At 54.6% G+C, this 21987-nt stretch carries 19 protein-coding genes and 1 other RNA gene; 13 read left to right on the top strand and 7 right to left on the bottom strand.

From position 1 onward, the window contains the following. Positions 1-69: 69 nt before the first annotated feature. Entirely contained in the window at positions 70-609 is a 540-nt protein-coding gene (locus K0H80_RS15805) for a thioredoxin family protein (RefSeq protein ID WP_220072203.1), read from the bottom strand. A 364-nt stretch (positions 610-973) separates the two neighbouring features. Between K0H80_RS15805 and ppk1 the strand changes: the two genes are divergently transcribed. From ppk1 to K0H80_RS15785, 4 genes are all read left to right on the top strand, one after another. Beyond that, positions 974-3109 (top strand): polyphosphate kinase 1, encoded by a 2136-nt coding sequence (gene ppk1, locus K0H80_RS15800; RefSeq protein ID WP_220072202.1) that lies wholly within the window; start codon positions 974-976, stop codon positions 3107-3109. 56 nt (positions 3110-3165) lie between these two features. Next, on the top strand, positions 3166-4674 hold the full coding sequence (locus K0H80_RS15795) for a Ppx/GppA phosphatase family protein (RefSeq protein ID WP_220074010.1): 1509 nt from the start codon (positions 3166-3168) through the stop codon (positions 4672-4674). Between the two features lie 145 nt (positions 4675-4819). Further along, the gene (locus K0H80_RS15790) at positions 4820-6451 is read left to right on the top strand and encodes a S10 family peptidase (RefSeq protein WP_258406123.1); all 1632 of its coding nucleotides are present in this window, start codon (positions 4820-4822) and stop codon (positions 6449-6451) included. Between the two features lie 21 nt (positions 6452-6472). Next, positions 6473-7087, top strand: coding sequence for a LysE family translocator (locus K0H80_RS15785; RefSeq protein WP_144201984.1), 615 nt, complete (start codon positions 6473-6475; stop codon positions 7085-7087). Positions 7088-7197: 110 nt separating this feature from the next. Here the strand turns inward: K0H80_RS15785 and K0H80_RS15780 are convergent, their stop codons facing one another. After that, on the bottom strand, positions 7198-7515 hold the full coding sequence (locus tag K0H80_RS15780; RefSeq protein ID WP_220043241.1) for a DUF3144 domain-containing protein: 318 nt from the start codon (positions 7513-7515) through the stop codon (positions 7198-7200). A 118-nt stretch (positions 7516-7633) separates the two neighbouring features. Beyond that, on the bottom strand, positions 7634-8170 hold the full coding sequence (locus tag K0H80_RS15775) for a type II secretion system protein (RefSeq protein ID WP_220072201.1): 537 nt from the start codon (positions 8168-8170) through the stop codon (positions 7634-7636). A 133-nt stretch (positions 8171-8303) separates the two neighbouring features. Between K0H80_RS15775 and ung the strand changes: the two genes are divergently transcribed. Together ung and K0H80_RS15765 are read left to right on the top strand one after the other, a co-directional pair. After that, on the top strand, positions 8304-8972 hold the full coding sequence (gene ung / locus K0H80_RS15770) for a uracil-DNA glycosylase (protein ID WP_220072200.1): 669 nt from the start codon (positions 8304-8306) through the stop codon (positions 8970-8972). A 182-nt stretch (positions 8973-9154) separates the two neighbouring features. After that, on the top strand, positions 9155-9748 hold the full coding sequence (locus K0H80_RS15765; RefSeq protein WP_220043238.1) for a hypothetical protein: 594 nt from the start codon (positions 9155-9157) through the stop codon (positions 9746-9748). Between the two features lie 15 nt (positions 9749-9763). Here the strand turns inward: K0H80_RS15765 and K0H80_RS15760 are convergent, their stop codons facing one another. Then, positions 9764-10273, bottom strand: coding sequence for a copper resistance protein NlpE (locus K0H80_RS15760; RefSeq protein ID WP_220072199.1), 510 nt, complete (start codon positions 10271-10273; stop codon positions 9764-9766). A gap of 396 nt (positions 10274-10669) precedes the next feature. Here K0H80_RS15760 and K0H80_RS15755 point away from each other — a divergent pair, with 396 nt between their 5' ends. After that, positions 10670-11491: a substrate-binding periplasmic protein gene (locus tag K0H80_RS15755; protein ID WP_220072198.1), complete on the top strand. Its 822-nt coding sequence runs from the start codon at positions 10670-10672 to the stop codon at positions 11489-11491. Positions 11492-11509: 18 nt separating this feature from the next. On the opposite strand, the gene K0H80_RS15750 is transcribed toward K0H80_RS15755, so the two are convergent. From K0H80_RS15750 to K0H80_RS15740, 3 genes are all read right to left on the bottom strand, one after another. Beyond that, the gene (locus tag K0H80_RS15750) at positions 11510-12121 is read right to left on the bottom strand and encodes a 5-formyltetrahydrofolate cyclo-ligase (RefSeq protein WP_220072197.1); all 612 of its coding nucleotides are present in this window, start codon (positions 12119-12121) and stop codon (positions 11510-11512) included. A 501-nt stretch (positions 12122-12622) separates the two neighbouring features. After that, a non-coding RNA gene (gene ssrS, locus K0H80_RS15745) (6S RNA) lies at positions 12623-12803 on the bottom strand. A 77-nt stretch (positions 12804-12880) separates the two neighbouring features. Beyond that, on the bottom strand, positions 12881-13189 hold the full coding sequence (locus tag K0H80_RS15740; protein WP_011866864.1) for a cell division protein ZapA: 309 nt from the start codon (positions 13187-13189) through the stop codon (positions 12881-12883). A gap of 283 nt (positions 13190-13472) precedes the next feature. Here K0H80_RS15740 and K0H80_RS15735 point away from each other — a divergent pair, with 283 nt between their 5' ends. The 6 genes from K0H80_RS15735 to gcvP all read left to right on the top strand — a co-directional run bounded on the left by K0H80_RS15735 (position 13473) and on the right by gcvP (position 21778). Next, positions 13473-14045: a UPF0149 family protein gene (locus K0H80_RS15735; RefSeq protein ID WP_220072196.1), complete on the top strand. Its 573-nt coding sequence runs from the start codon at positions 13473-13475 to the stop codon at positions 14043-14045. 60 nt (positions 14046-14105) lie between these two features. Continuing rightward, positions 14106-15347, top strand: coding sequence for a 2-octaprenyl-6-methoxyphenyl hydroxylase (gene ubiH, locus K0H80_RS15730; RefSeq protein ID WP_220072195.1), 1242 nt, complete (start codon positions 14106-14108; stop codon positions 15345-15347). Between the two features lie 11 nt (positions 15348-15358). Beyond that, entirely contained in the window at positions 15359-16567 is a 1209-nt protein-coding gene (locus K0H80_RS15725) for an FAD-dependent oxidoreductase (protein ID WP_220072194.1), read from the top strand. Between the two features lie 476 nt (positions 16568-17043). Next, a complete protein-coding gene (gene gcvT / locus K0H80_RS15720; protein ID WP_144201962.1) occupies positions 17044-18138 on the top strand; it encodes a glycine cleavage system aminomethyltransferase GcvT in 1095 nt (364 codons plus the stop codon). Positions 18139-18331: 193 nt separating this feature from the next. Continuing rightward, entirely contained in the window at positions 18332-18721 is a 390-nt protein-coding gene (gene gcvH / locus K0H80_RS15715) for a glycine cleavage system protein GcvH (protein ID WP_011866859.1), read from the top strand. A 168-nt stretch (positions 18722-18889) separates the two neighbouring features. Next, positions 18890-21778, top strand: a complete 2889-nt coding sequence (gene gcvP, locus K0H80_RS15710) for an aminomethyl-transferring glycine dehydrogenase (RefSeq protein ID WP_220072193.1) — start codon at positions 18890-18892, stop codon at positions 21776-21778. The last annotated feature ends 209 nt before the right edge of the window (positions 21779-21987 follow it).

The raw sequence follows: 21987 nt of genomic DNA, 5'->3' as shown, positions 1-21987 counted from the left end.
ACCAGGCGCTAGCAATTGAAATGATAAGAAGGCTGCATTGCAGCCTTCTTTTTTTGATGCCGAATACGACTAGCCGCGCGGAGGCAGGGCGCTGAGCAGGTCGTCGATAGACAGCACTCTTGGCAGGACTAAGCCATCGGGATGAGCCTGACTATAGACGATGTTAAAGGGCACGCCATAGGCCTGATACTGAGCCAGGTAGGCCTCTATCCTGGCATCGCTCTGGGTGAGGTCGCCGTGCATCAACACCATATCCTTATCCTTTAGCCGCTCAACCACCACGGCCTGATGCAGCACCCTATCTTTGTTGGCCTTACAGATGTTGCACCAGTCGGCGCTGACATCCACAAACACCGTCTTGCCCTGGGCCAGTTGGTCTGGGATAGCATTTGGGCTTAGCGACTGCCACACCAGCTGCTTATAGGCATCATCGCCAGTCTTGGGGGCAATAAAGTAACTCACGGCGCCGTTGATTAGCGCAAACACCAGCAGCACAGCCAAGACACCCGTTGGGATCTGGCTGCCCTTGAGCTTCTTGTAGCTGAGCCATACAAATAGCCCGAGTAGCAGGCTTAGGGTGAGTACGCTGACCAGTAAGATGTTGTTCATTATGATGCCTGGTGTCCTTTAGTAGATGATGAGTGGTTGATGATGGGTTTTGCTTGGGCGCACTTGCTATTCGGGCGCAGCTTGTTATTCGGGGGCAGCAGGGGATTTGCCGCGCCATCATGATACCCCTTCTGACTCTATGCAACCCTCTTAAGTTCAAAAGCTTATTCCGATCGCGATAGCACATAGGCTAAAGGGAGCTTGTCATAAATATGACATCCTACTGAAGTAATCTGCTGCTAATGGAAATTCTTTTTAAGCCTTGCCAATAGCTTGCCGCCGGTGTTAATCGCCTCGCGCTGGCCTGTGGTGTGGCAAAGATGCAATGAAGCCGCCGTTTTCCTGCGCTCAAAGGAGTAGTCGAGTGTCTCCCAATTCCGACAAGATGTTTATCGACAAGGAACTGTCCTGGTTGTCGTTTAATGAACGCGTGTTGCAAGAAGCCTGCGACAGCGAGGTACCGCTGGTAGAGCGGGTGCGTTTTCTGGGGATATTTTCCAGCAACATGGATGAGTTCTTCAGGGTCAGGGTCGCCCAGGTGCGCCGCAGCATCATGTTGTCGAGCCTACAAGATGGCCGCAGTAACAGCCGTCACCTGATGGCCAAGATCCAGACCCGGGTGCTGGCATTGCAGGAGCGCTTCGACAGCATCTACACCGAGTTGATGCGCGAGCTGATCCGCCGCAACATATTGCTGATCAACGAGGGGCAGCTGAGTGATTTTCACAGTCAGTGGCTAAGGGTCTATTTTCGTGACCATCTCAAGCGTCATATCGCGCCGCTGATCATTGGTAACAATAGATCTATGGTGAAACACCTCACCGACAACGCCACCTACCTGGCGGTCTGTCTGCACAGCAAGGAGAGGCGCCAATACGCCCTGGTGGAGGTGCCGACCAAGAACGTGCCCCGTTTCGTCGAGCTGCCTACCGGCAAGCCTAAGAGTAAGAAGTATCTGATCTTATTAGATAACATCATACGTCACTGCCTGGATGACCTGCTCTCGCCCTTCTTCGAGTATGAGTCTATCGACGCCTATTCGATGAAGCTGACCCGCGACGCCGAGTTCGATATTGCCGACGAGTTGGATCAGAGCCAGCTGGAGAAGATGACCCGCGGCCTGAAGCAGCGCCTCACCGCCGAGCCGGTGCGCCTGGTGTATGACAGACAGATGCCGGAGCATATGCTGGCGATGATCAAGGAGCAGCTGGGGATCAGTTCCACAGAGTGTCTGGTGCCCGGCGGGCGTTATCACAGCTTCAAGGACTTCATCGCCTTCCCCAATCCAGGGCGCAAGTATCTGGAGAATGCCAAGCTGCCGGCCCTGGACAGCGCGGGTTTCCAGCGTTGCAGCAATAGTTTCGATGCCATCGCCCGCGGCGACATCATGCTCAACTATCCCTACCATAAGTTCTCTCACTTTACCGAGATGGTGCGTCAGGCGGCCTACGATCCGGCGGTGAAGTTTATCAAGATCAATCTCTATCGTGTGGCCAAGAAGTCGCGGGTGATGCACTCGCTGATGGATGCGGTGAAGAACGGCAAGCAGGTGACCGCGGTTATTGAACTCAGGGCGCGCTTCGACGAGGAGCACAACATAGAATGGACCCGGATCCTGGCCGAGGCCGGGGTCAAGGTGCATCATGGTATCCCTAGCCTCAAGGTGCATTCCAAGCTGTGTTTAATTGGCCGGGAAGAGCAGGGCGAGACCCGCCTCTACTGTCATATCGGCTCGGGCAACTTTAACGAAGGCACCGCCAAGGTCTACACGGATCTGTCGCTGTTTACCGCCAATCAGGAGATAGCGCGCGAGGTGGAGCAGGTGTTCGACTTAATTGAGCATCCCTATCGGCGCGACAACTTCCAGCACCTGCTGGTCAGCCCCTTCGATGCCAGGCAGAAGCTGACGGCGCTTATCGATCGCGAGATCCTTAACGCACGTTGTGGCGGCAAGGCGGCCATTACCCTCAAGCTCAACAACCTGGTGGACGAGCAGCTGATCAACAAGCTGTATGAGGCCTCTATGGCTGGGGTCGGCGTTAAGCTGATCATTCGCGGCATGTGTTCACTGGTGCCGCAGATCCCGGGGATCAGCGACAACATTCAGGTGATCAGCATAGTGGATCGCTTCCTGGAGCACTCCCGCGTCATGGTGTTCCACGCCGGCGGCGAGAATCTGGTGTTCCTCTGCTCTGCCGACTGGATGAGCCGCAACATCGACAGCCGCATCGAGGTGAGTACCCCCATCTATGATTCTGCGTTGAAGCAGATGATCATCGACATACTGCAGCTGCAGCTGGGGGACAACACCAAGGCGAGGATCATCAACCAAGATCAGAGTAACCCCTATCGCGGCCGCGGCAATAAGCGTAAGGTAAGATCTCAAATCGCCATACATCAATATCTTAGTCAGTATGAGAAACAGGCCAAGGCGCGCATCAAAGCCGAAGAGACATCGAGCGAGCCTAAGCCCAACTATCCACTGCTGGCCGCCAGCTAGCCCCTATTGGAGGAACTTTGGCCCTAGTCACACAACGCCATTTTGTCGCTATCGACATGGGCTCAAACAGTTTTCATCTCATGATTGCCAGGGAGCAGGACGGCAGTCTGCAGATCCTCCACAGGGAGAAGGAACAGGTCCGTCTGGCTCAGGGGCTCAACGCCGAGGGCTACCTGTCGGACGAGGCGATGGCCCGCGGCCTGGAATGTCTGAGAAACTTCGGTCAGCGCTTTTCCGATCTCCTTGAGACCCAGATCCGCCTGGTGGCGACCCATACTCTGAGGGTCGCCAAGAACCGCGACAAGTTTCTCAAGGCCGCACTGAAGATCATCCCCTTTCCCATCGAGGTGATCTCCGGCCACGAAGAGGCCAGGCTTATCTATTCGGGTATCGCCCAGAGTCAGGTGCTGGCGCGCAATAATCTGGTGATCGATATCGGCGGCGGCTCCACCGAGGTGGTGATTGGCGAGAAACACCTGCCGGTGAAACTCTCCAGCCTGCGCTGCGGCTGCGTCAGCTTTAACGAGCGCTTCTTCGAAGATGGCACATTGACCACTGCGGCATTTCGCGCCGCCCAGGCGGCTGCCGACAGGCAGTTCTCCTCGCTTTCCAAGGAATATTTCGAGGCCGACTGGGAGCTGGTGCTGGGCAGCTCTGGTTCGGTCAAGGCGATCTGCGAGGCCTTGGCGGAACTGTCAAGGCGGGAGAGGCTGGCTGGTGAGGGCGCCTGTGAAGAGACACAAGAGAGCGATACAGAACCCGGCCACTATGCCCCTGTGACCCTGAGTCAGCTCAAGCGTCTCAAGCGCTTGCTGATAGAGGCGGGTCATGTGGACAGGCTGGATTTTGCCAATATCGACCGCAAGCGCATCATACTGGTGCCGGCGGGGCTGGCCATTCTGCTCAGCTTCTTTCGCCGCCTGGAGATCCAGCAGCTTAGCTTTACCCCGGCGGCCCTGCGCGAGGGCGTGCTCTACGAGCTGGCGCAGATAGGTCAGTATCATGATGTGCGCCATCGCACCGTAGACAGTATTGCCCAGCTCTATCATGTGGATATGGCTCAAGGCGCCAGGGTGTGTAAAAGCGCCATGGCGCTGTTCGAGTCTGTGGCTGATGCCTGGGAGATCCGTCCCCAGGCGAGGCTGCTGGCCTACGCCGCCACCCTGCATGAGATAGGCATACACATCAACTCCCGCTCCCACCATAGGCATGGCGGCTATATCATAGCCAACAGCGATCTGCCGGGCTTTAGTCAGGACCTGCAGCAGGATCTGGCGCTGCTTATCGGCAATCAGCGCAAGAAGCCGCAGTTTGAGCAGCTCAACGCCCTGCCGGATGGACGGCGCCAGCTGATGGTGCGCTTGTTGTGTCTGCTGCGCCTCGCCATCCTGGTCAATCTCGGCCGGGTCGCTCAGAGCCTGCGCCTAAGCTGCGCGCCGCTGGACACCAACGAACTGGCGCTGCTGCCCGAGCAGAGCGCCCGGGTGGACCTGCTACTTAAGGATCTCAAGCGGGAGAAGAAGCATATGCGCGAGCTGGGCCTTAGCCTGCGGCTGGAGAGCTAAGCGGGGCACGACAAGGGCCGTTAATTCGCTAGCGGCCCTTCACTGATCGTGAAAAATTTGTTTGCAATTGATGCTTTGCGACGCTTTGGGATTCTTTGTAAGCTGACCGACCCAAATCGACAATAACAATAATAGGACGTGCTCCATGGCTGATATTTTTACGCGGCGACACTCTGGTCAAAACTATTCTAGTCAAGACCACTTGAGTCAAAATCCACTCAATCATCTGACTCAACCATTATCGAGACTCAAGCTCTCCAAGCAATTGCTGGGTGCGGCGGGTCTGTCTCTGCTACTTCTGAGCCTTCCCGGTCAGGCGGCTCAGGAAAAATCTAACGGCAAGCCTGCCAAGACAGAGGCACAGGCGCCAGAGGCCAAGGTCTATCAAACCACGGGTCAGGTGAAGATCAACGGCGAGCGGGTGCACTATGAGACCATCGCCTCGGAAACCATCTTAGAAGATGACAAGGACAAGCCGCTGGCAAGCATCTTCTCGGTCACCTATCTGCGCACCAAGATTGAATCAGGTCAGCCACGCCCCGTGACCTTCGTGTTCAACGGCGGCCCTGGCTCGGCCTCACTCTGGCTGCACATGGGGCTGTTTGGGCCTAAGCGTGTGGTGGTGCCGGGGGATGCCAAGGACGATGGCGCCGCGCCTTATCGCTTAGTGGATAACGAATTTTCCATGCTGGATAAGTCGGATCTGGTGTTTATCGATCCCGTGGGCACTGGCTTTAGCCGCGCCCTGGGTGAGCACAAGGGCCAGGATTTCTGGGGCGTGAAAGAGGACGCCCAGTCGATTGCCGAATTTATTCGTCGCTGGCTGATTGAACATGGCCGCTGGAACTCGCCTAAGTATATCGCCGGTGAGAGTTATGGCACGACCCGCGCCGCCGCATTGGTGGACGAGCTGCAATCTGGCTGGACAGATATTTCGGTTAATGGCGTCATGCTGATCTCATCGATTCTCGATTTTAGCCATGCCCGCTATCAGCCCGGCAACAATCAGCCTTACATCGGCTTCCTGCCGACCATGGCGGCCACCGCCTTCTACCATGACAGGGTTGCTGCGGCCGATAAGGCGATGGGGCTGAGCGCCTTCGTCGAGGCGGCGCGCCAGTTTGCGATGAACGATTACGCCCTGGCGCTGCTTAAGGGCAGCCGTCTGCCTCAAGCTCAATACCAGGCGGTACGCCAGCAGCTGGCACGCTTTACCGGACTAACAGAGGATTACCTGGACAGGGTGAACCTGAGAGTCAGCGCTAGCCGCTACACCAAGCAGCTGCTCAGGGATGAAGATCGCACCGTGGGGCGTTTGGACAGCCGTTATCTGGGCGTAGACTATGACAGCGGCGGCGAGCGCACCGATGCCGACCCATCTGGCTATGGCATAGATGGCGCCTATACTGCCGCGATTCACCAATATCTGTATCAGGATCTGGGGGTGAAGATCACCCGTCCCTTTAACGTGCTCTCGGTCGATGTTAACCGTGGCTGGAACTGGAACATCAGCGGCAAGCAGATGCACTATGTGAATGTCGCCCCCTATCTCGGTCGCGCCCAGCGTGAAAACAAGGATTTCAGAATCTTGGTGGCCAATGGTTACTATGATTTTGCCACCCCCTTCTTCGCTACAGAGAACACCCTGGCCGATAACGGCATAGACAATAGCCGCGTGGAGATGCACTACTACGAGGCGGGCCATATGATGTATATTGAGCCCTCGTCGCTAAAGGCGCTGGCTAAGGATATTCGCCAGTTCTATCAGGCGGACTAATCAGGACAGCGAGGAGATAAGATGAGTTTTAGTGCGTGGCTGGGGCTGTTGGCCATCTGTTGTTTGGGCGCCATGTCGCCCGGGCCGAGTCTGGCCATGGTGGTGCGTCATACCCTGGGCGGTGGCCGGGCCAACGGCATCGTCTGCGCCTGGGCGCACTCTATCGGCATTGGTATCTACGCCCTGGTGACCCTGCTGGGGCTGGCGGTGCTGCTTAAGCAGGCGCCGCTGGTGTTTAATGGTATCGCGATCCTCGGCGCCCTCTATCTTGCCTATATTGGCGTGCAGGCGCTGCGCTCCAAGGGCGGCATGTCGGACAAGCTAGCGGCGGGCAAGTCGACAGACTGGTTGACGGCGGCCCGCGATGGCATTGCCATCTCGCTGTTTAACCCCAAGATCATGCTGTTCTTTCTGGCGCTCTTCAGTCAGTTTGTGATGGTAGCCGACGAGCTATGGGGCAAGTCGCTTATCGTGTTGACGCCGCTGGTGGTCGATGGCCTCTGGTATACCTTGATTGCGTTCTTGCTGTCGCATAAATCCGTACTGCCTAAGCTAAGGGAGAAGGCGGCGCTTATCGACAAGCTCTCGGGCGTGGTGTTGATTCTGCTGGCGGTGCGGGTGCTGGTGACCCTCTAGGGGCAATAGGCATTGCTTAATCCACGTAAGCTTTTGAAGCAGTTATAAAAATGCGGCTAAGGAATATTCCTTAGCCGCATTTATTTTATCTGATGTTGCCGGTTAGCAGACTAGCCGTTAAAGACCTGCACGGCATCATCTTTGGCTGGCTCCTGCTGAGCCGCAGGCGGATTGTCGATATGATCGTCTAGGTTATCGTTCAACATATCCTTGTATTCTTTGGTAAACCACTCCAGTGCGTTGGCTTTCTCGGCCTTAAGATCGGCAGATTTCAGCGCGGCCTCGAAGGCATTGAAGCGGGCGGCGGCGAAACGCAGGGCGGTGCCCACCTTGGCGATATCCTGTTCCTCGGCGCTGAGCTCGTTGGCTAAGGCGATAAACTTGTCGGCTAACTGAAAAATAGTGGTTTCTTTTTGCTGTTCTGACATGCGCATGCTCACAGGTAGGTCATAGTATGCTGGCATAGTAACGTAAATTAGCCGTTAATGAAGCATAGATTTAGAGGTAATGGGATCTGTATCGCCAATCCCTATGCGCGCCGCAAGGTTAACTGGTGGGATCGCTGTCGACCAGCACCCGGCCATCTCGTGAGTCATAGTAGATGCTGAGGTTTTGATTGTCGCTCAGGTTGTAGCGACACTGGTTCACGCTGATATAGTTGGCCTTATAATCTGTGCTCGTCTGGGCATCGCTGCGTGAGACGCTGGGCTCGTCGCCCTGAAACACTGTCTCCCACACCGAGATGCAATCTTCTACGTTGTCCAGCTGCGGCGAGGCCTCGTTATCGGTAAAGTAGTGCTGCGCCGGCCAGCCATTGGCGTTAAAATCCATCTCACCGGCTTCATCGTCGCCGAAGGTCTTGAGGTTTTCCGCCGGGCCTGAGCCGACGCGAACGGCCCAGACGGCGCGGGCCATGTCGATGCCGGACTTGAAGGCGCCGCCGGTCGCCTTAACGCTGGCGACTTGAGCGTCCTGGGAGAGATTGATAAATTTTGGTAGGGCGGTCACCGCCAGGATCCCCAGCACTATGATAACGACCACGAGTTCGATAAGGGTAAAACCGCGTTTATGCGCCAAGGACATCGTAAAACCTCTTGGGTATGCAGAGACTACTCTCGGTAGGCTTGAATGTGGCGTTTTGCTCTGTATGAGTTGGATTACGCCGTAAATATCACTCGATTCTAAGTTTTTTTCGAAAAAATATAAAGAGATAGCTATGACAGAGATCAGCCAATGGCAAGATTTTATCGACCAGGAGGCCCAGCAGGCCTACTTTGGCCAGTTGCAGTCTTTCGTGCAAGGTGAGCGCGATGCCGGTAAGGCGATCTACCCGGAAAAGGAGCAGGTGTTTAGCGCCTTCGAGCTAACCCCGCTGGATAGGGTGAGGGTGGTATTGATTGGTCAAGACCCCTATCACGGCGAGGGCCAGGCGCACGGCCTCTGTTTCTCGGTGCAGCCCGGGGTGAAGTTGCCGCCATCTTTGGTGAACATGTATAAGGAGCTGGCCAGTGATATCGACGGCTTTGCGATCCCAGACCATGGTTATCTGGCCAAGTGGGCAGAGCAGGGCGTCTTGATGCTCAATACTGTACTCACGGTAGAGCAGGGCAAGGCGCACTCCCATGCCAAGGCGGGATGGGAGACCTTTACCGACAACGCCTTGAGGCTGCTTAATGAGCAACAGCGCCCGATTATTTTCGTGCTGTGGGGCGGCCACGCCATGAAGAAGAGCAAGCTTATCGAGGCGGAGCAGCACCATCTGGTGAGCGGGCCTCACCCTTCACCGCTCTCTGCCTATCGTGGTTTCTTTGGCTGTAAACACTTCTCAAAAATCAACGAGTTGTTAAAGGCCTCTGGTGAGGTGCCTATCGACTGGCAGGTATAAAAACCAGACAAAGATGCTACAAAATCATACTTGCCGTACCATGAAAAGCTAATTATATTGATAGAGAAGTGTAACGTAACTGTTAACGATTTTGGGTGGGATACCCTGAATGGTTTAAACAGGTTACAGCGGCTTGGGTAGGTAGCCGCCTCCCAGGAAAGGCTTTCAAGGCGGACAGGAATATGGATATTAGAGCTAAGCGAGGAACGCTTGTTCGTTGGAATCAGGAGCAGAGGGTAGGTTTCATCGCCCCGGACGACGGATCGGACGAACTCAGAATTTTTGGCATCAATTTACTCCCCTATGAACACATGCCCAAAGAGGGTGAATCTGTGGTGTATCGCCAGTGGAAAGACGCGCTGCGCGGCACTAAGGTCACCAAGGGGGAGATAGATCTGGGTAATCCCATTACCTTGACCTCGCCTTTCGAGTCCCATGATAAGTTTGACAGTGAAGATGCCATCAGCTGGCGCGTCAAGGTGGGTCTGGTGGCCCTGGCGATCGCCTTTGGTAATCTGCTCTATCTATTTATGGTCAACTATGACTACTCGGCCGATGTGGATATCAAACCGCCGGAGGGGCTGTTCCCCCCAGGGTCTGAGTATTACGTGGGTAAGCAGGAGCTGCAGAATGTGGTGTTTAGCTGCGATGCCCGCCAGCAGTGCCTGCAGATGACCTCCTGTCAGGAGGCCAAATACTTCGCCAACCATTGCCCCGGATTTGAGGTCAATGTGGGCGACACTCCCTGCGTCAATCTCTGGTGTAAATCAAATTAAGTCTGTCAGGCAATATCAATTGGCTTTCAACAATTGATATTGCTGGGCCAGCGCCCCCTTAATCCGCTCCCCCTTATCATCCAGCATAAAGAGAATATTCTCGCCCACCTGAAGCTTCATGCCTCTGGCCTTGCTATCTAAGGTGATCTTGCTGCCCATCTCATTCCAGCTAAACTGCCCCTCAAGGACGACATCGGTTGCTTGATTTTGCTCACCAAGGTTTTGCTCACCAAGGTTTTGCTTGCCAAGATATTGCTGAGAGAGTTGATAGCTGTTGTCGCCATTAAGCTTGAGGCTCATGGCGATCCCCTCACAGTCGGCGCAGGGCAGGGTGCCTTTATAGAGGCCTGGCCAATCCAGCGCGTTACGGCTGGTATCGCCAAGGGGCATAGTCTGAGCGGCTTGAGGCTCTGACGCTTGTGAGGCCGGCGCTTCTGTCTGAGGTTCGGGGGCCTGACTGCTCTGTTGGGCGCAGGCGCCGAGGGTGAGCAGAACAAGGGGGAGGAGTCGCGCGCTAATCTTCATTGTTTCATCCTTTAATGGTGAAGAGCATGGCGGCAAATGGCGAAGAGCCTTGTGGCTTAGAAAACCTTTGGCCGCCAGTGCAAAAAGTCTCTGCACACTTTAGCCCGTAAACCTAAGGCTTTCAAAGTGAACCGAGTGGATAGCCTGATTAATTGGTAGAACAGGCGCGAGTTTGCCATCACTCAGGGCCTGCAGCATCACGAGCCGGTAAAAACTAGACTAAAATGTGATCTATCCTTTTGTTAATTCGCTGGAAAAGCTTAGATGGTTACAGCTTGTCATTCTGCTCAAGTTCGCCCGAGCACAGACTTAGGTTCGCATCGATCGACGTCGGGCATCAGTGCACTTAGGCTACTGATGTCTCGTCCGGGAAGGCTGAAACAAATCTGGCGAGTCATGAGCCTAGTCGTGGTGCTAGCCTTGTGGCAGATGTTGCTCTGCGCCCAGGCCATGGCCAGCGACGGAGAGCGACGTAGCGAGCTGCATCAACTGCCGGTGATGGCGAAAACGCCATTGATTAGCGTATCCAACGACTATCCGCCCTTCTACTCGCCGCAGATGCCCGAATGGGGCGTGGTGTACCACCTGGTGGAGGCGGTATTTCAACATGCGGGATATCCTCTGTCCCACGAGTTTTACCCCTTTATTCGCGCCCAAACGCTTATTAAGCGGGAGCTGGCGGATCTCATCATAGGCGTCTGGTACAGGCCCGAACGGGAGCTGTGGATCGACTTTTCCGACCCCTTGTTATCTGTCTCAATTAGCCTGTATAAGCGCAGTGACAGCAAGATCGTCTTTCGCGATATCGAGGACCTCAAGCCCTTTCTTATCGGCATCGGCCGCGGCTATGCCAACCCTGTGGCCTTCGGAGAGGCTAACCTGAATACCGAGGCCGCCAGCTCAGATGCGGTGAACCTAAGGAAACTGCTGGCCGGTCGGGTGGATCTGGTGCTGATCTGTGAGGATGTCGCCCGCTACCTTATCGAGCGTCCCGGCAGCGAATATCGTGGCAAGCTGGAGCCAGTGGGAGACCCTTTGAGCGTGGAGCTGTTTCATATCGGGGTGGCCAAGCATCTTCCTAACGCCCGGCAGATTTTAGCCGACTTTAACCAGAGCCTGGCTGAGCTGCATCGCAGCGGCGAGCTGACCAAGATTCTGGCCAGCCATGGTTTCGAGCACAACGCCTATTGGCAGCAAAAGTCGCAAAGCAGCCAATAGTCGCTTGCCAATTTTACCTTAACTTGTGTGGGTAGCCGATGGAGTCACTATCATGGGCAGGGGCACATCCCAGTGCTCGGTGGGCAGTGATTCGACTCGCTGGCAATCATGGGCATAGCCGATGGGGTAGGGTTTCCCCCTTAGCTGCCAGTCGCTCAGGCAGCGGTCGTAATAGCCGCCGCCCATCCCCATACGATTCCCTTTCTCATCGAAGGCCACCAGGGGGGTGATAATCACATCCAGATGCTGGGGCAAGATCATCTCTGTGATGTTGAGCTTGGGCTCCCAGATCTTGAGGCGATTCTGGATCAGGTGGCTGGTGGGATGGTATTTAAAAAACAGCAGGTTGCCCCGTGAGAAGGGGTGCAGACGAGGCAAATAGACATTCACCCCTGCCAGCCACAGGGTTTCAATCAGCGGCTGGGTATCCAGCTCGCCATCACTGGTTAGATAAAGCGCCACATGCTTGGCCTGACGCTGACTAATCACCGCCATCAGCCTGCTGGCCGCCTCCTGGGCAAATAGCTTCTGGGTCTGCTCGGGGATCGCCCGTCTTGCGCTGCGGATCTGATTTCTAATCGCCTGACGATTTTCTTGATTGGCGGCGCTCGGCGTTAAGGCTGGTTTCAATGTCGCTACTCCAGTGAAGGCAGTTATACCAATCGTAGTAAATAACTGATCATGCTAGCTTGTTAAAACGCCCGATAACGGCGTTATTATTTTTGATTGTAGAATAACTACTTATCGAAAAATTTTGCCTTGTTCTCGACCGTTTTCCCTGCGCTACTTCTGATCACTTACTTACCGTGATTGGTATTATCGAGTTTGCTTTGATGTGGGCAGTTTATCTCTGTTGTCATTACACTTTCAACTGCGCGGCAATTTAGCTAACGGGTTGGCGCGAGTTTGATGAGGTGATAAAAAGCCAGAAGGCTATCTTTTCGGATCTTTGCCTTCTGGCTTCTCTCTATTTATTAGCTTTAATGGTCTTAAAGCTTGAATTTGAATTGCATTCCCAAGATGCCGTTATCTGTGTGGCCCTTGAACCCATAACGGTTTCGAGGCGGGCAGTTTGCGTGGGATATAAAAAAGGCCGAAAAGTGTTATACCTTTCAGCCTCTTTAATTTGAATTGCTCCCCAAGATGCCGTTACCGGTGTAGCCCTTGAACCGTAGGTTCAAGGCGGGTAAATGATCAAATCCTAAGGCTTCTCGGTTCGCGCCGAGCTTGCGCAATGTCATCAAAACATTCACCCTGAGTTTGTAAATATCGGCACAGGGACATAACCGACTCACGCACACCACAGGGAGCAAAATTGTTGCGTATCGACCTTAGCGGTCGGGCGGCGATATTAGTGATAAATCGCTTCGCCTAACGCGTAATTACAGTTTAATCGTCTTTTGTTGCACGCTCAACCAGCGCACTCTCCAAGGTCGACTGCAGCAGACCGATCTTGTCATCCATCTGCTTAATATAATCTTGATTCTTCTTCTGTTCTTCCAACAATTCATAGCCAATATTTAGTGCCGCCATGATGGCAATTTCTTCCCGGCTAAGATTGTTGGTTCGAGCACGCAGGGAACTCAGCTGCTTTTCCAGCTTGTTGGCCACATGGCGCAAGGCATCTTCCTGTCCTATCGGACAAGCGATGGAGTAGGTGCGGCCCAATAAGCTAATTTCGATAGCATGGCTACTCATTTGCGATGTAGATCCTTTTATCCTGTCGTTGAGCGGACTATATCGGGCTGCCCTGGAAAGTGCAATAACACTGGGGCCTTAATAACGCTTTGTTAGATTAAATGTTGTTTAGATAACCAATAGCTTAGCATTGACTGCTTCGGCTTGGATGAATAGTGCGCAGTTACTGGGCCTCGCCATGGTCATTCATGACCTAACTTGGCGGTAGAACAATGCTTTTGGCTTGGTCGCGCAGGCCAGATCTGCTAGCATGTCCTGAGTGAAATTATGATTGGAACACCTTATGGCAACCCCTCCCTCTTTACGCATCGAAATTCTGTTCGCCGAGCTCAATGCCGCCGATATCGCCCAACATCCCGTTGAAGTCCATGGTTCCCTGGTGGGCCTTATCTGCGGTGGCGTGGGTCAGGGCAAGAGCGAGTGGATCAAGCCCTTGCTCGAACTGATCAACGATGGTCAGTTGCCGCCGCCTTCTCTGGTGCAGCTGCTGGAAGAGCTTTATCAAGACACCCTGGCGCGCATCACAGATGCCGATTTCGGTTTCACGCCTATGGCGCCGGAAGAGGAGGAGACCCTGAGCAAGCGGGTCGAGGCCCTCTCTCTCTGGGTGCAGAGCTTCCTGACGGGCATCGCCATGGCGCAGCCAAAGCTCAATCGCGCCTCGAGCGACGTAAAAGAGGTGATCAAAGATCTCGCCGAGATCGCTCAGGTGGAGTTCGATGTGGCCGAAGATGAAGAGTCTGAGGCGGCTTATATTGAGCTGATGGAGTTTGCCCGCATGGCGGCGCTACTCTGTTACGCCGAATTCGGCCCCGAGCCGAGTGAGATCAAAGATCAAGACCCCATGATTCATTAATATTGTCTGCATTTATCGGGGCGAGCAGATTTAACTGCTTGCCACAGAAAGAGAAAGTGAATGACCACTTCGTCTGACCCTAAGCAGTTTGATATCGCCATCGTTGGCGGCGCCATGGCCGGTGCCACCCTGGCCCTGGGCCTGGCCAACCTGGCACAGAAACGCCAGCAGGTGCTGCGCATCGCCCTTATTGAGGCCAACCGTCCCGGCGACGGCCATCCGGGATTCGACGCCCGCTCCATCGCTATCGCCCAAGGCTCCATCTTCGAGCTGACCCGTCTCGGCGTCTGGCCTAAGCTGGCCCATCTGGGCACGGCCATCGAGAATATCCATGTCTCGGATCGCGGCCATTTCGGCATGACCACACTCAACGCCAAAGATTTTCATCTGCCCTATCTGGGCCAGGTGGTGGAGCTTGAGCGTGTCGGCGCCAAGCTATTTAGCCTGCTGGAGCAACAGGATGTCAGCCTGTTTTGTCCCGCCAAGGTGGCCAGTATAGTCGCCGGCGTCGATGTCCAGCAATTGATGCTAGACGATGGCACTGCCCTCAGCGCCAAGCTGGTGGTGGCCGCCGACGGTCTAAATTCTAAGGTCAGACAGGACTTTAAGCTGCCGCTGGAGCAGGTGGATTTCGAGCAGGTGGCCGTGGTGGCCAACGTACTCACCGACAAGCCCCATCAAGAGTGGGCCTATGAGCGCTTCACCGACAGCGGCCCGCTGGCGATTCTGCCCATGGCCAATGTGGATGGGCAGTCTAGAGTCTCCCTGGTATGGGCGCTGGCGCCAGAGCATGCCGAGCTGATGCTGGGCGCCGAGAAACCCGCATTCTTAGATGCGCTGCAAGATGCCTTTGGCCACCGCGCCGGGCGTTTTATCGATGTGGGTGAGCGTTACGCCTATCCGCTAAAGCTCTCTTACATGGCGCGCCCCATCTATCAGCGCACCGTATTTATTGGTAACGCGGCGCAGACACTGCACCCCATCGCAGGTCAGGGCTTTAACCTAGGGCTGAGGGATCTCGTCTGTCTGCTCGAGGTGGTCGACGAGGCGATCGAGCGCGGCGAGGATATCGGCGGCGCCAAGCTGACCCACGAATACCTCAGCCGCCGTCAGCAAGACCGTGACACCACCATCAGCAATGTCGAATTCTTAGTGCGCGGCTTCTCGAATCAGCACTGGCCCCTGGTGGCCGGTCGTAACCTGGGGTTGCGTCTGCTTTCCTGGTGTCCGCCGCTCAAGACGCCCATTGCCCGCAAAGCCATGGGGTGGAAATCGCCTCAATCAGCCAGCCAACTTGGATAAAGGATCGCTATATGTTCAGTACACAAACCTATGACGTTGCCATCATCGGCGGAGGCATGGTCGGGCTGGCAACCGCCATCGGCTTGGGGCAGGAAGGGCTGAGAGTCGTGGTGATCGATGCCGGCGAAACCCAGGCGGTATCCGGCGAGGCCAGGCTAAGAGTCAGCGCTATCAACAAGGCGAGTCAGCGATTACTTACCCATCTGGGGGCCTGGGCCTATATCGACGAGTCTCGCGTCGGCCCCTATCAGAAGATGGCTGTGTGGGATAAGGATAGCTTGGGCAAGATAGGTTTCGATGCACACTCTATCAGCGAGCAGACCCTGGGCAGCATCATAGAAAATGACAACATCAGCCATGCCTTGGCGACCCGTGCCGGTGAGCTGAGTGAAATAACCCACCTGGAAAATCACCGCCTGGAAAAAATCGCCTTTGGCGAGCGTGAGGCCTGGCTGACCCTGGATAACGGCGACAACCTGTCGGCGGCGCTGGTGATTGGTGCCGATGGTGCCAACTCCTGGGTGCGCGAGCAGTGCAAGATCCCTATGACCTTCTGGGACTATGGCCATCATGCCATTGTCGCCTCGATCCGCACTGAGCTACCCCACAATGCCACCGCCAGACAGGTGTTCTTAAGCGATGGCCCACTGGCGTTTCTGCCGCTGTTTGAGCCAAATCTCTGCTCTATCGTCTGGTCGGTGCCACCGGCCAAGGCGCAGGCGCTACTGGAGGGCGACAAGGTGCAGTTCGAACGCAGCCTGACCGCTGCCTTCGACGGTAAGCTGGGCATGTGTACGCTGGAAAGCGAGCCACAGGCCTTCCCGCTGCGGATGCGTTATGCCCGCCACTTTGCCCGTCACCGCCTGGTGCTTGCCGGGGATGCGGCCCACACCATACATCCGCTGGCAGGTCAGGGGGTGAACCTGGGCTTCTTAGACGCCGCCGCCATTATCGAGACCCTGAGTGAACTCAAGGCCAAGGGTAAGGATCTCGGTGATTATGCCAATCTACGCCCGCTAGAGCGTTGGCGTAAGGCGGACGCGCTGGAGATGATCGCGGCGATGGAGGGCTTCAAGCGGCTGTTCGAAGGTAGCAATCCGGTGAAGAAAGCCCTGCGGGATCTGGGTCTCAACCTGGTGGATAACCTTTCTCCTGTGAAAACACTGTTTATGCAACAGGCTATGGGTAACAAAACCCGCTTGCCTGAGTTGTGTAAATAAGCTCGGGAAAAATGCGGCACCTTATCATTTTGTTTTTAAATACAAGTGGTTGACATCATTTGATTTGATATACGGATTCTCATGTAAAAAAACTACATTTTAAACATGAGAAAAAGTAATGGGAAAATGGTTCGGATTAGAAAATTCTCTTGTATACAAAACTGTGACGCAAGGTATAATTTCGCCGCATTTTGATACCAAGCGCGTATCTTAAAACAGAATTTGTTGATGCATCTTATTCGACGCAATTGATGCAAAAACTCATCTTTGCAATCACATCCTGGCCCTACGTACCCTAGGTTCAGGTGTGTCAGTTCGAGGCGGTTCACCATGACCGTCTGCTTCGCTACCGCCTATTGATGACAAGATAGTGCTTGACCGACTCTTTCGGCCTTTGCCCCATTTCATCAATCACGCCCTAGCGCTGAGGCACCGCCAGGTAAGACCCGAAAAGGGCAAAAAAAGAAGAGATAATAATGGCTAATAAAACTGTACTCTTTAACAAGCACCTAGAAGCTAACGCCAAAATGGTCGACTTTCACGGTTGGGACATGCCGCTAAACTACGGCTCTCAAATCGAAGAACACCATGTTGTGCGTCAAGACGCAGGTATGTTTGACGTGTCCCACATGACAGTAGTTGATGTTACGGGTGCTGAGGCCTGTGATTTTCTTCGTAAGCTACTGGCCAACGACGTCGCCAAACTCAAGGTGCCGGGTAAGGCACTCTACGGTGGCATGTTAGACCACAATGCAGGCGTTATCGACGACCTGATCACCTATTATCTCAGCGACACCCATTACCGTATCGTAGTGAACTCGGCCACTCGCGAGAAAGACCTCGCCTGGATCACCGAGCAAGTTAAAGGCTATGACGTGACTGTCACTGAGCGTCCTGAGCTGGCGATGATCGCCGTTCAAGGTCCTAATGCTAAGGCGAAAGCGGCGGCAGTATTTACCGACGAGCAAAACGCAGCGGTTGAAGGCATGAAGCCTTTCTTCGGTGTGCAGTCTGGTTCTCTCTTCATCGCAACCACAGGTTACACTGGCGAAGCCGGTTACGAGATCATCGTACCCGAGGCAGAAGCCGAAGCCCTGTGGCAAGCCCTGCTAGATAATGGCGTTAAGCCGTGTGGTTTGGGCGCCCGCGACACCCTACGTTTAGAAGCAGGCATGAACCTGTACGGCCAAGATATGGACGAGAGCGTTAACCCGCTGGCGGCCAACATGGGCTGGACCATCGCCTGGGAACCTGAAGACCGTGACTTTATCGGCCGCGAAGCGCTAGCCGCCATCAAAGCCGCCGGCACAGATAAGCTAGTTGGCCTAGTGATGGAAGCTAAGGGCGTACTGCGCACCGGCATGCCAGTCTTCTTCACCGACGCAGAAGGCGTAGAGCAGCAGGGCGCTATCACCAGCGGCACCTTCTCTCCAACCTTAGGCTACTCAATCGCCATGGCCCGCGTGCCAAATTCTGTTGGCGATGTCGCAGAAGTAGAGATGCGTAAGAAGCGCGTCCCTGTTAAAGTGATCGCACCTAGCTTCGTGCGCAACGGTAAGCAGGCTTTCTAACTGTTTGATAAGGGTTATCCCTGTTTAGCCGTCAGGCTGCCAAAAGGGCAATAGCGGGGCCGGGTTGCTCTACCTAAGCAACTCGGGCCAAAGCTGCTAAAATATCGGCTGACCCAGTCGAATGACAGGCGCTTGAGTGGTTATACAGTCTTAGTTTTTAAAATTTAGCACTACGGAACAAGGAACAAAAATAATGAGCAATATTCCGACTGAATTGAAATACGCTTCTTCACACGAATGGATCCGCAGAGAAGAAGACGGTTCATACACTGTTGGTATCAGTGAGCACGCCCAAGAATTGCTAGGCGACATGGTATTCGTTGAGCTGCCAGAAGTTGGCGACAGTGTTAGCGCTGGCGATGACTGCGCGGTAGCCGAGTCGGTAAAAGCCGCTTCTGACATCTACGCACCCGTTTCAGGTGAAGTAGTTGCGGTTAACGAAGCGCTAGAAGATTCTCCTGAGCTGGTTAACAGCGACGCATACGGTGATGGCTGGTTCTTCCGCATCATGCCAAGCGACCTGAGCGAACTAGACAATTTGCTTGATGCCGAAGGCTATCAAGCGGTTATCGACGAAGAGTAATTGTCGATGCCTACGAAGCCCCATATCGCAAAGAGATGGGGCTTCGTTCGTTATAAGCCCGCGCAATATGCAGGCCGATAACGAGAAGTAGAACCACATCAAACAACGAGACCGGTAACACCAGCCCCCTACAGCTAGGATACTGGCAAATATGGAACTAGGTTAATCATGACCACTGAAACCCTCACTCAGTTAGAGCAGCACGAACTATTTATCCGTCGTCATATCGGCCCGGACAGCGCAGATCAGCAAGAGATGCTGAACTTCGTTGGTGCAGAATCTTTAGAAGATTTAACACAACAGATAGTCCCTGAGTCGATTCGTCTTGGACGCGATCTTGCCGTTGGCAGCGCCTGTGGCGAAGCCGAAGGCCTTGCCTCAATTCGCAAGTACGCGGATAAGAACAAGGTGTTCAAGAGCTACATCGGCATGGGTTACTACGGCACTATAGTGCCGAGCGTGATTCAGCGTAACGTATTCGAAAATCCAGGTTGGTACACGGCGTATACCCCATACCAGCCTGAGATCGCCCAGGGCCGTCTGGAAGCCATCCTTAACTTCCAACAGCTGTCGATGGATCTTACCGGTCTTGACCTGGCTTCAGCCTCTTTGCTGGACGAAGCCACCGCAGCCGCCGAAGCCATGGCGCTGGCCAAGCGTGTCTCTAAGGCGAAGAAAGCTAACATCTTCTTCATCGCCGACGATGTGTTCCCACAGACTATCGACGTGGTGAAGACTCGCGCCGAATGTTTCGGTTTCGAAATCGTGGTTGGCCCAGCCAGCGAAGCGGTTAACTATGAGCTGTTTGGTGCCCTGTTCCAATACACCAATCACTATGGTCAAATCACCGACTTCACCGAGCTGTTTGCCGCGCTGCAAGAGAAGAAAGCCGTCGTGACTGTTGCCGCCGACATCATGTCGCTGGTATCGCTCAAGTCGCCTGGTGCTATGGGCGCCGACGTCGTCTTTGGTAGTGCTCAGCGTTTCGGCGTACCAATGGGCTTTGGTGGTCCACACGCCGCCTTCTTCGTGACTCGCGATCAGCACAAGCGTTCACTGCCAGGCCGTATTATTGGTGTGTCTCAAGACACCCGTGGCAACCGCGCCCTGCGTATGGCGATGCAGACTCGTGAGCAGCATATCCGCCGCGAAAAGGCTAACTCAAACATCTGTACTGCACAGGTGTTACTGGCCAACATGGCCTCTTTCTACGCCGTATTCCATGGCCCACAAGGCCTGAAGATCATCGCCGACCGTATCCACCGTCTGGCCGACATCTTTGCCGCTGGCTTGAAGGCTAAAGGCGTTGAGCTGGTAAACGATACCTGGTTCGATACCGTTTCCTTCAAGGTTGCCGACAGCGCCGCCGTGCAGGCTCGCGCCATCGCCGGTGAAGTTAACCTGCGTATCGACAGCGACGGCATCCTAGGTGTCGCCATGGCTGAAACTACAACTCGTGAAGATGTGGCGCAGCTGTTTGATATCGTACTGGGCGAAGGTCATGGTCTGGATGTGGCGGCAATCGATGCCGACATCATCGCTAATGGCAGCAACTCAATTCCAGCCGAGCTGGTACGTCAAGACGCTATCCTTGAGCATCCAACCTTCAATCGCTACCACAGCGAAACTGAGATGATGCGTTACATCAAGCGTCTGGAAAACAAAGATTTAGCACTGAACCACTCGATGATTTCGCTAGGTTCTTGCACCATGAAGCTGAACGCGGCGACCGAGATGATGCCAGTAAGCTGGCCAGAATTTGGCAACATGCATCCTTTCTGCCCGCAAGATCAAGCCGAGGGTTATGCCGAGCTTATCGAAGAGCTGTCAAACTGGTTGGTCGACATCACTGGCTACGACGCCATGTGCATGCAGCCTAACTCGGGTGCATCGGGCGAATACGCCGGCCTGTTGGCTATCAAGAAGTACCACGAGTCTCGCGGCGAAGGCCACAGAAACGTCTGTCTGATCCCTCAGTCTGCCCACGGTACTAACCCAGCTTCGGCTCAGCTTGCTGGCATGAAGATTGTGGTTACCGCCTGTGACAAGCAGGGTAACGTGGACATGGAAGATCTTAAGGCTAAGGCTGCCGAAGTGGCCGAAAACCTCTCTTGCATCATGGTCACCTACCCATCGACTCACGGTGTGTACGAAGAGACCATCAGCGAGATCTGCGAAGTGATCCATCAGCACGGCGGCCAGGTATACCTGGACGGCGCCAACATGAACGCTCAGGTAGGTCTGACTTCACCAGGTTCAATCGGCGCAGACGTGTCGCACCTTAACCTGCACAAGACCTTCGCTATTCCACACGGCGGCGGTGGACCAGGTATGGGCCCTATCGGCGTTAAAGCACACCTTGCGCCATTCGTTGCCGGTCACGCCGTGGTTAAGCATGGTCGTGAGTCAGACAACAACGGTGCGGTATCGGCAGCGCCATACGGCAGCGCCAGCATCCTGCCTATCACCTGGATGTACATCAAGCTGCTTGGCTACCAGGGCCTGAGACAGTCTACTCAGATGGCACTGCTAAACGCTAACTATGTGATGAAGAAGCTGTCAGCCCATTACCCTGTGCTCTACACAGGCCGTAATGACCGCGTAGCGCACGAGTGCATCATCGACCTGCGTCCACTGAAAGAAGCCTCTGGCGTTACCGAGATGGATATCGCTAAGCGTCTGAACGACTACGGTTTCCACGCACCGACCATGAGCTTCCCGGTTGCCGGTACCTTGATGATCGAGCCGACAGAGTCTGAGTCTAAGGCTGAGCTGGATCGCTTCATCGAAGCCATGGTAGCGATTCGCGGCGAGATCGCCAAGGTTGAAGCAGGTGAGTGGCCAGCGGACAACAACCCGCTGCACAACGCACCGCACACCATGGCCGACATCATGGACAGCGAGTTCGACTCACGTCCATACAGCCGCGAAACTGCCGTGTTCCCAACGGCTGCGGTTAAGGCTAACAAGTTCTGGCCGACTGTGAATCGTATCGATGACGTGTACGGCGATCGTAATCTAATGTGCTCGTGTGCACCGATTGACGATTACAAATAATTGCTGCTTGGACTCGCTACTGCGGCGTTGAATCTCAGCTTTCGTGCTCATTGACACAAGTCAACTCCGCGCGAAAGCTCTCAATCCGCCTTGCATTAGCTTCGTCAGCGACGCAATTATGTGATTAGATAACTGATAAAAAAGCGAACCCTTGTGGTTCGCTTTTTGTTGGCTAATTAGTTTATATAGCACGGCGTCATCCCGTTGTT

Source organism: Shewanella aegiceratis (assembly GCF_019457495.1).
In the GTDB taxonomy this organism is placed as follows: Bacteria; Pseudomonadota; Gammaproteobacteria; order Enterobacterales; family Shewanellaceae; genus Shewanella; species Shewanella loihica.
The sequence above is the reverse complement of the archived record's forward strand: the minus strand, read 5'-3'. Positions and strand labels throughout refer to the sequence as shown.

Coding starts and splice junctions, on each gene's coding strand:
- K0H80_RS15805 (WP_220072203.1), bottom strand. CDS start 609: ATGAACAACATCTTACTGGTCAGCGTACTCACCCTAAGCCTGCTACTC.
- K0H80_RS15795 (WP_220074010.1), top strand. CDS start 3,166: ATGGGCTCAAACAGTTTTCATCTCATGATTGCCAGGGAGCAGGACGGC.
- K0H80_RS15790 (WP_258406123.1), top strand. CDS start 4,820: ATGGCTGATATTTTTACGCGGCGACACTCTGGTCAAAACTATTCTAGT.
- K0H80_RS15785 (WP_144201984.1), top strand. CDS start 6,473: ATGAGTTTTAGTGCGTGGCTGGGGCTGTTGGCCATCTGTTGTTTGGGC.
- K0H80_RS15780 (WP_220043241.1), bottom strand. CDS start 7,515: ATGTCAGAACAGCAAAAAGAAACCACTATTTTTCAGTTAGCCGACAAG.
- K0H80_RS15775 (WP_220072201.1), bottom strand. CDS start 8,170: ATGTCCTTGGCGCATAAACGCGGTTTTACCCTTATCGAACTCGTGGTC.
- ung (WP_220072200.1), top strand. CDS start 8,304: ATGACAGAGATCAGCCAATGGCAAGATTTTATCGACCAGGAGGCCCAG.
- K0H80_RS15765 (WP_220043238.1), top strand. CDS start 9,155: ATGGATATTAGAGCTAAGCGAGGAACGCTTGTTCGTTGGAATCAGGAG.
- K0H80_RS15760 (WP_220072199.1), bottom strand. CDS start 10,273: ATGAAGATTAGCGCGCGACTCCTCCCCCTTGTTCTGCTCACCCTCGGC.
- K0H80_RS15755 (WP_220072198.1), top strand. CDS start 10,670: ATGAGCCTAGTCGTGGTGCTAGCCTTGTGGCAGATGTTGCTCTGCGCC.
- K0H80_RS15740 (WP_011866864.1), bottom strand. CDS start 13,189: ATGAGTAGCCATGCTATCGAAATTAGCTTATTGGGCCGCACCTACTCC.
- K0H80_RS15735 (WP_220072196.1), top strand. CDS start 13,473: ATGGCAACCCCTCCCTCTTTACGCATCGAAATTCTGTTCGCCGAGCTC.
- ubiH (WP_220072195.1), top strand. CDS start 14,106: ATGACCACTTCGTCTGACCCTAAGCAGTTTGATATCGCCATCGTTGGC.
- K0H80_RS15725 (WP_220072194.1), top strand. CDS start 15,359: ATGTTCAGTACACAAACCTATGACGTTGCCATCATCGGCGGAGGCATG.
- gcvT (WP_144201962.1), top strand. CDS start 17,044: ATGGCTAATAAAACTGTACTCTTTAACAAGCACCTAGAAGCTAACGCC.
- gcvH (WP_011866859.1), top strand. CDS start 18,332: ATGAGCAATATTCCGACTGAATTGAAATACGCTTCTTCACACGAATGG.
- gcvP (WP_220072193.1), top strand. CDS start 18,890: ATGACCACTGAAACCCTCACTCAGTTAGAGCAGCACGAACTATTTATC.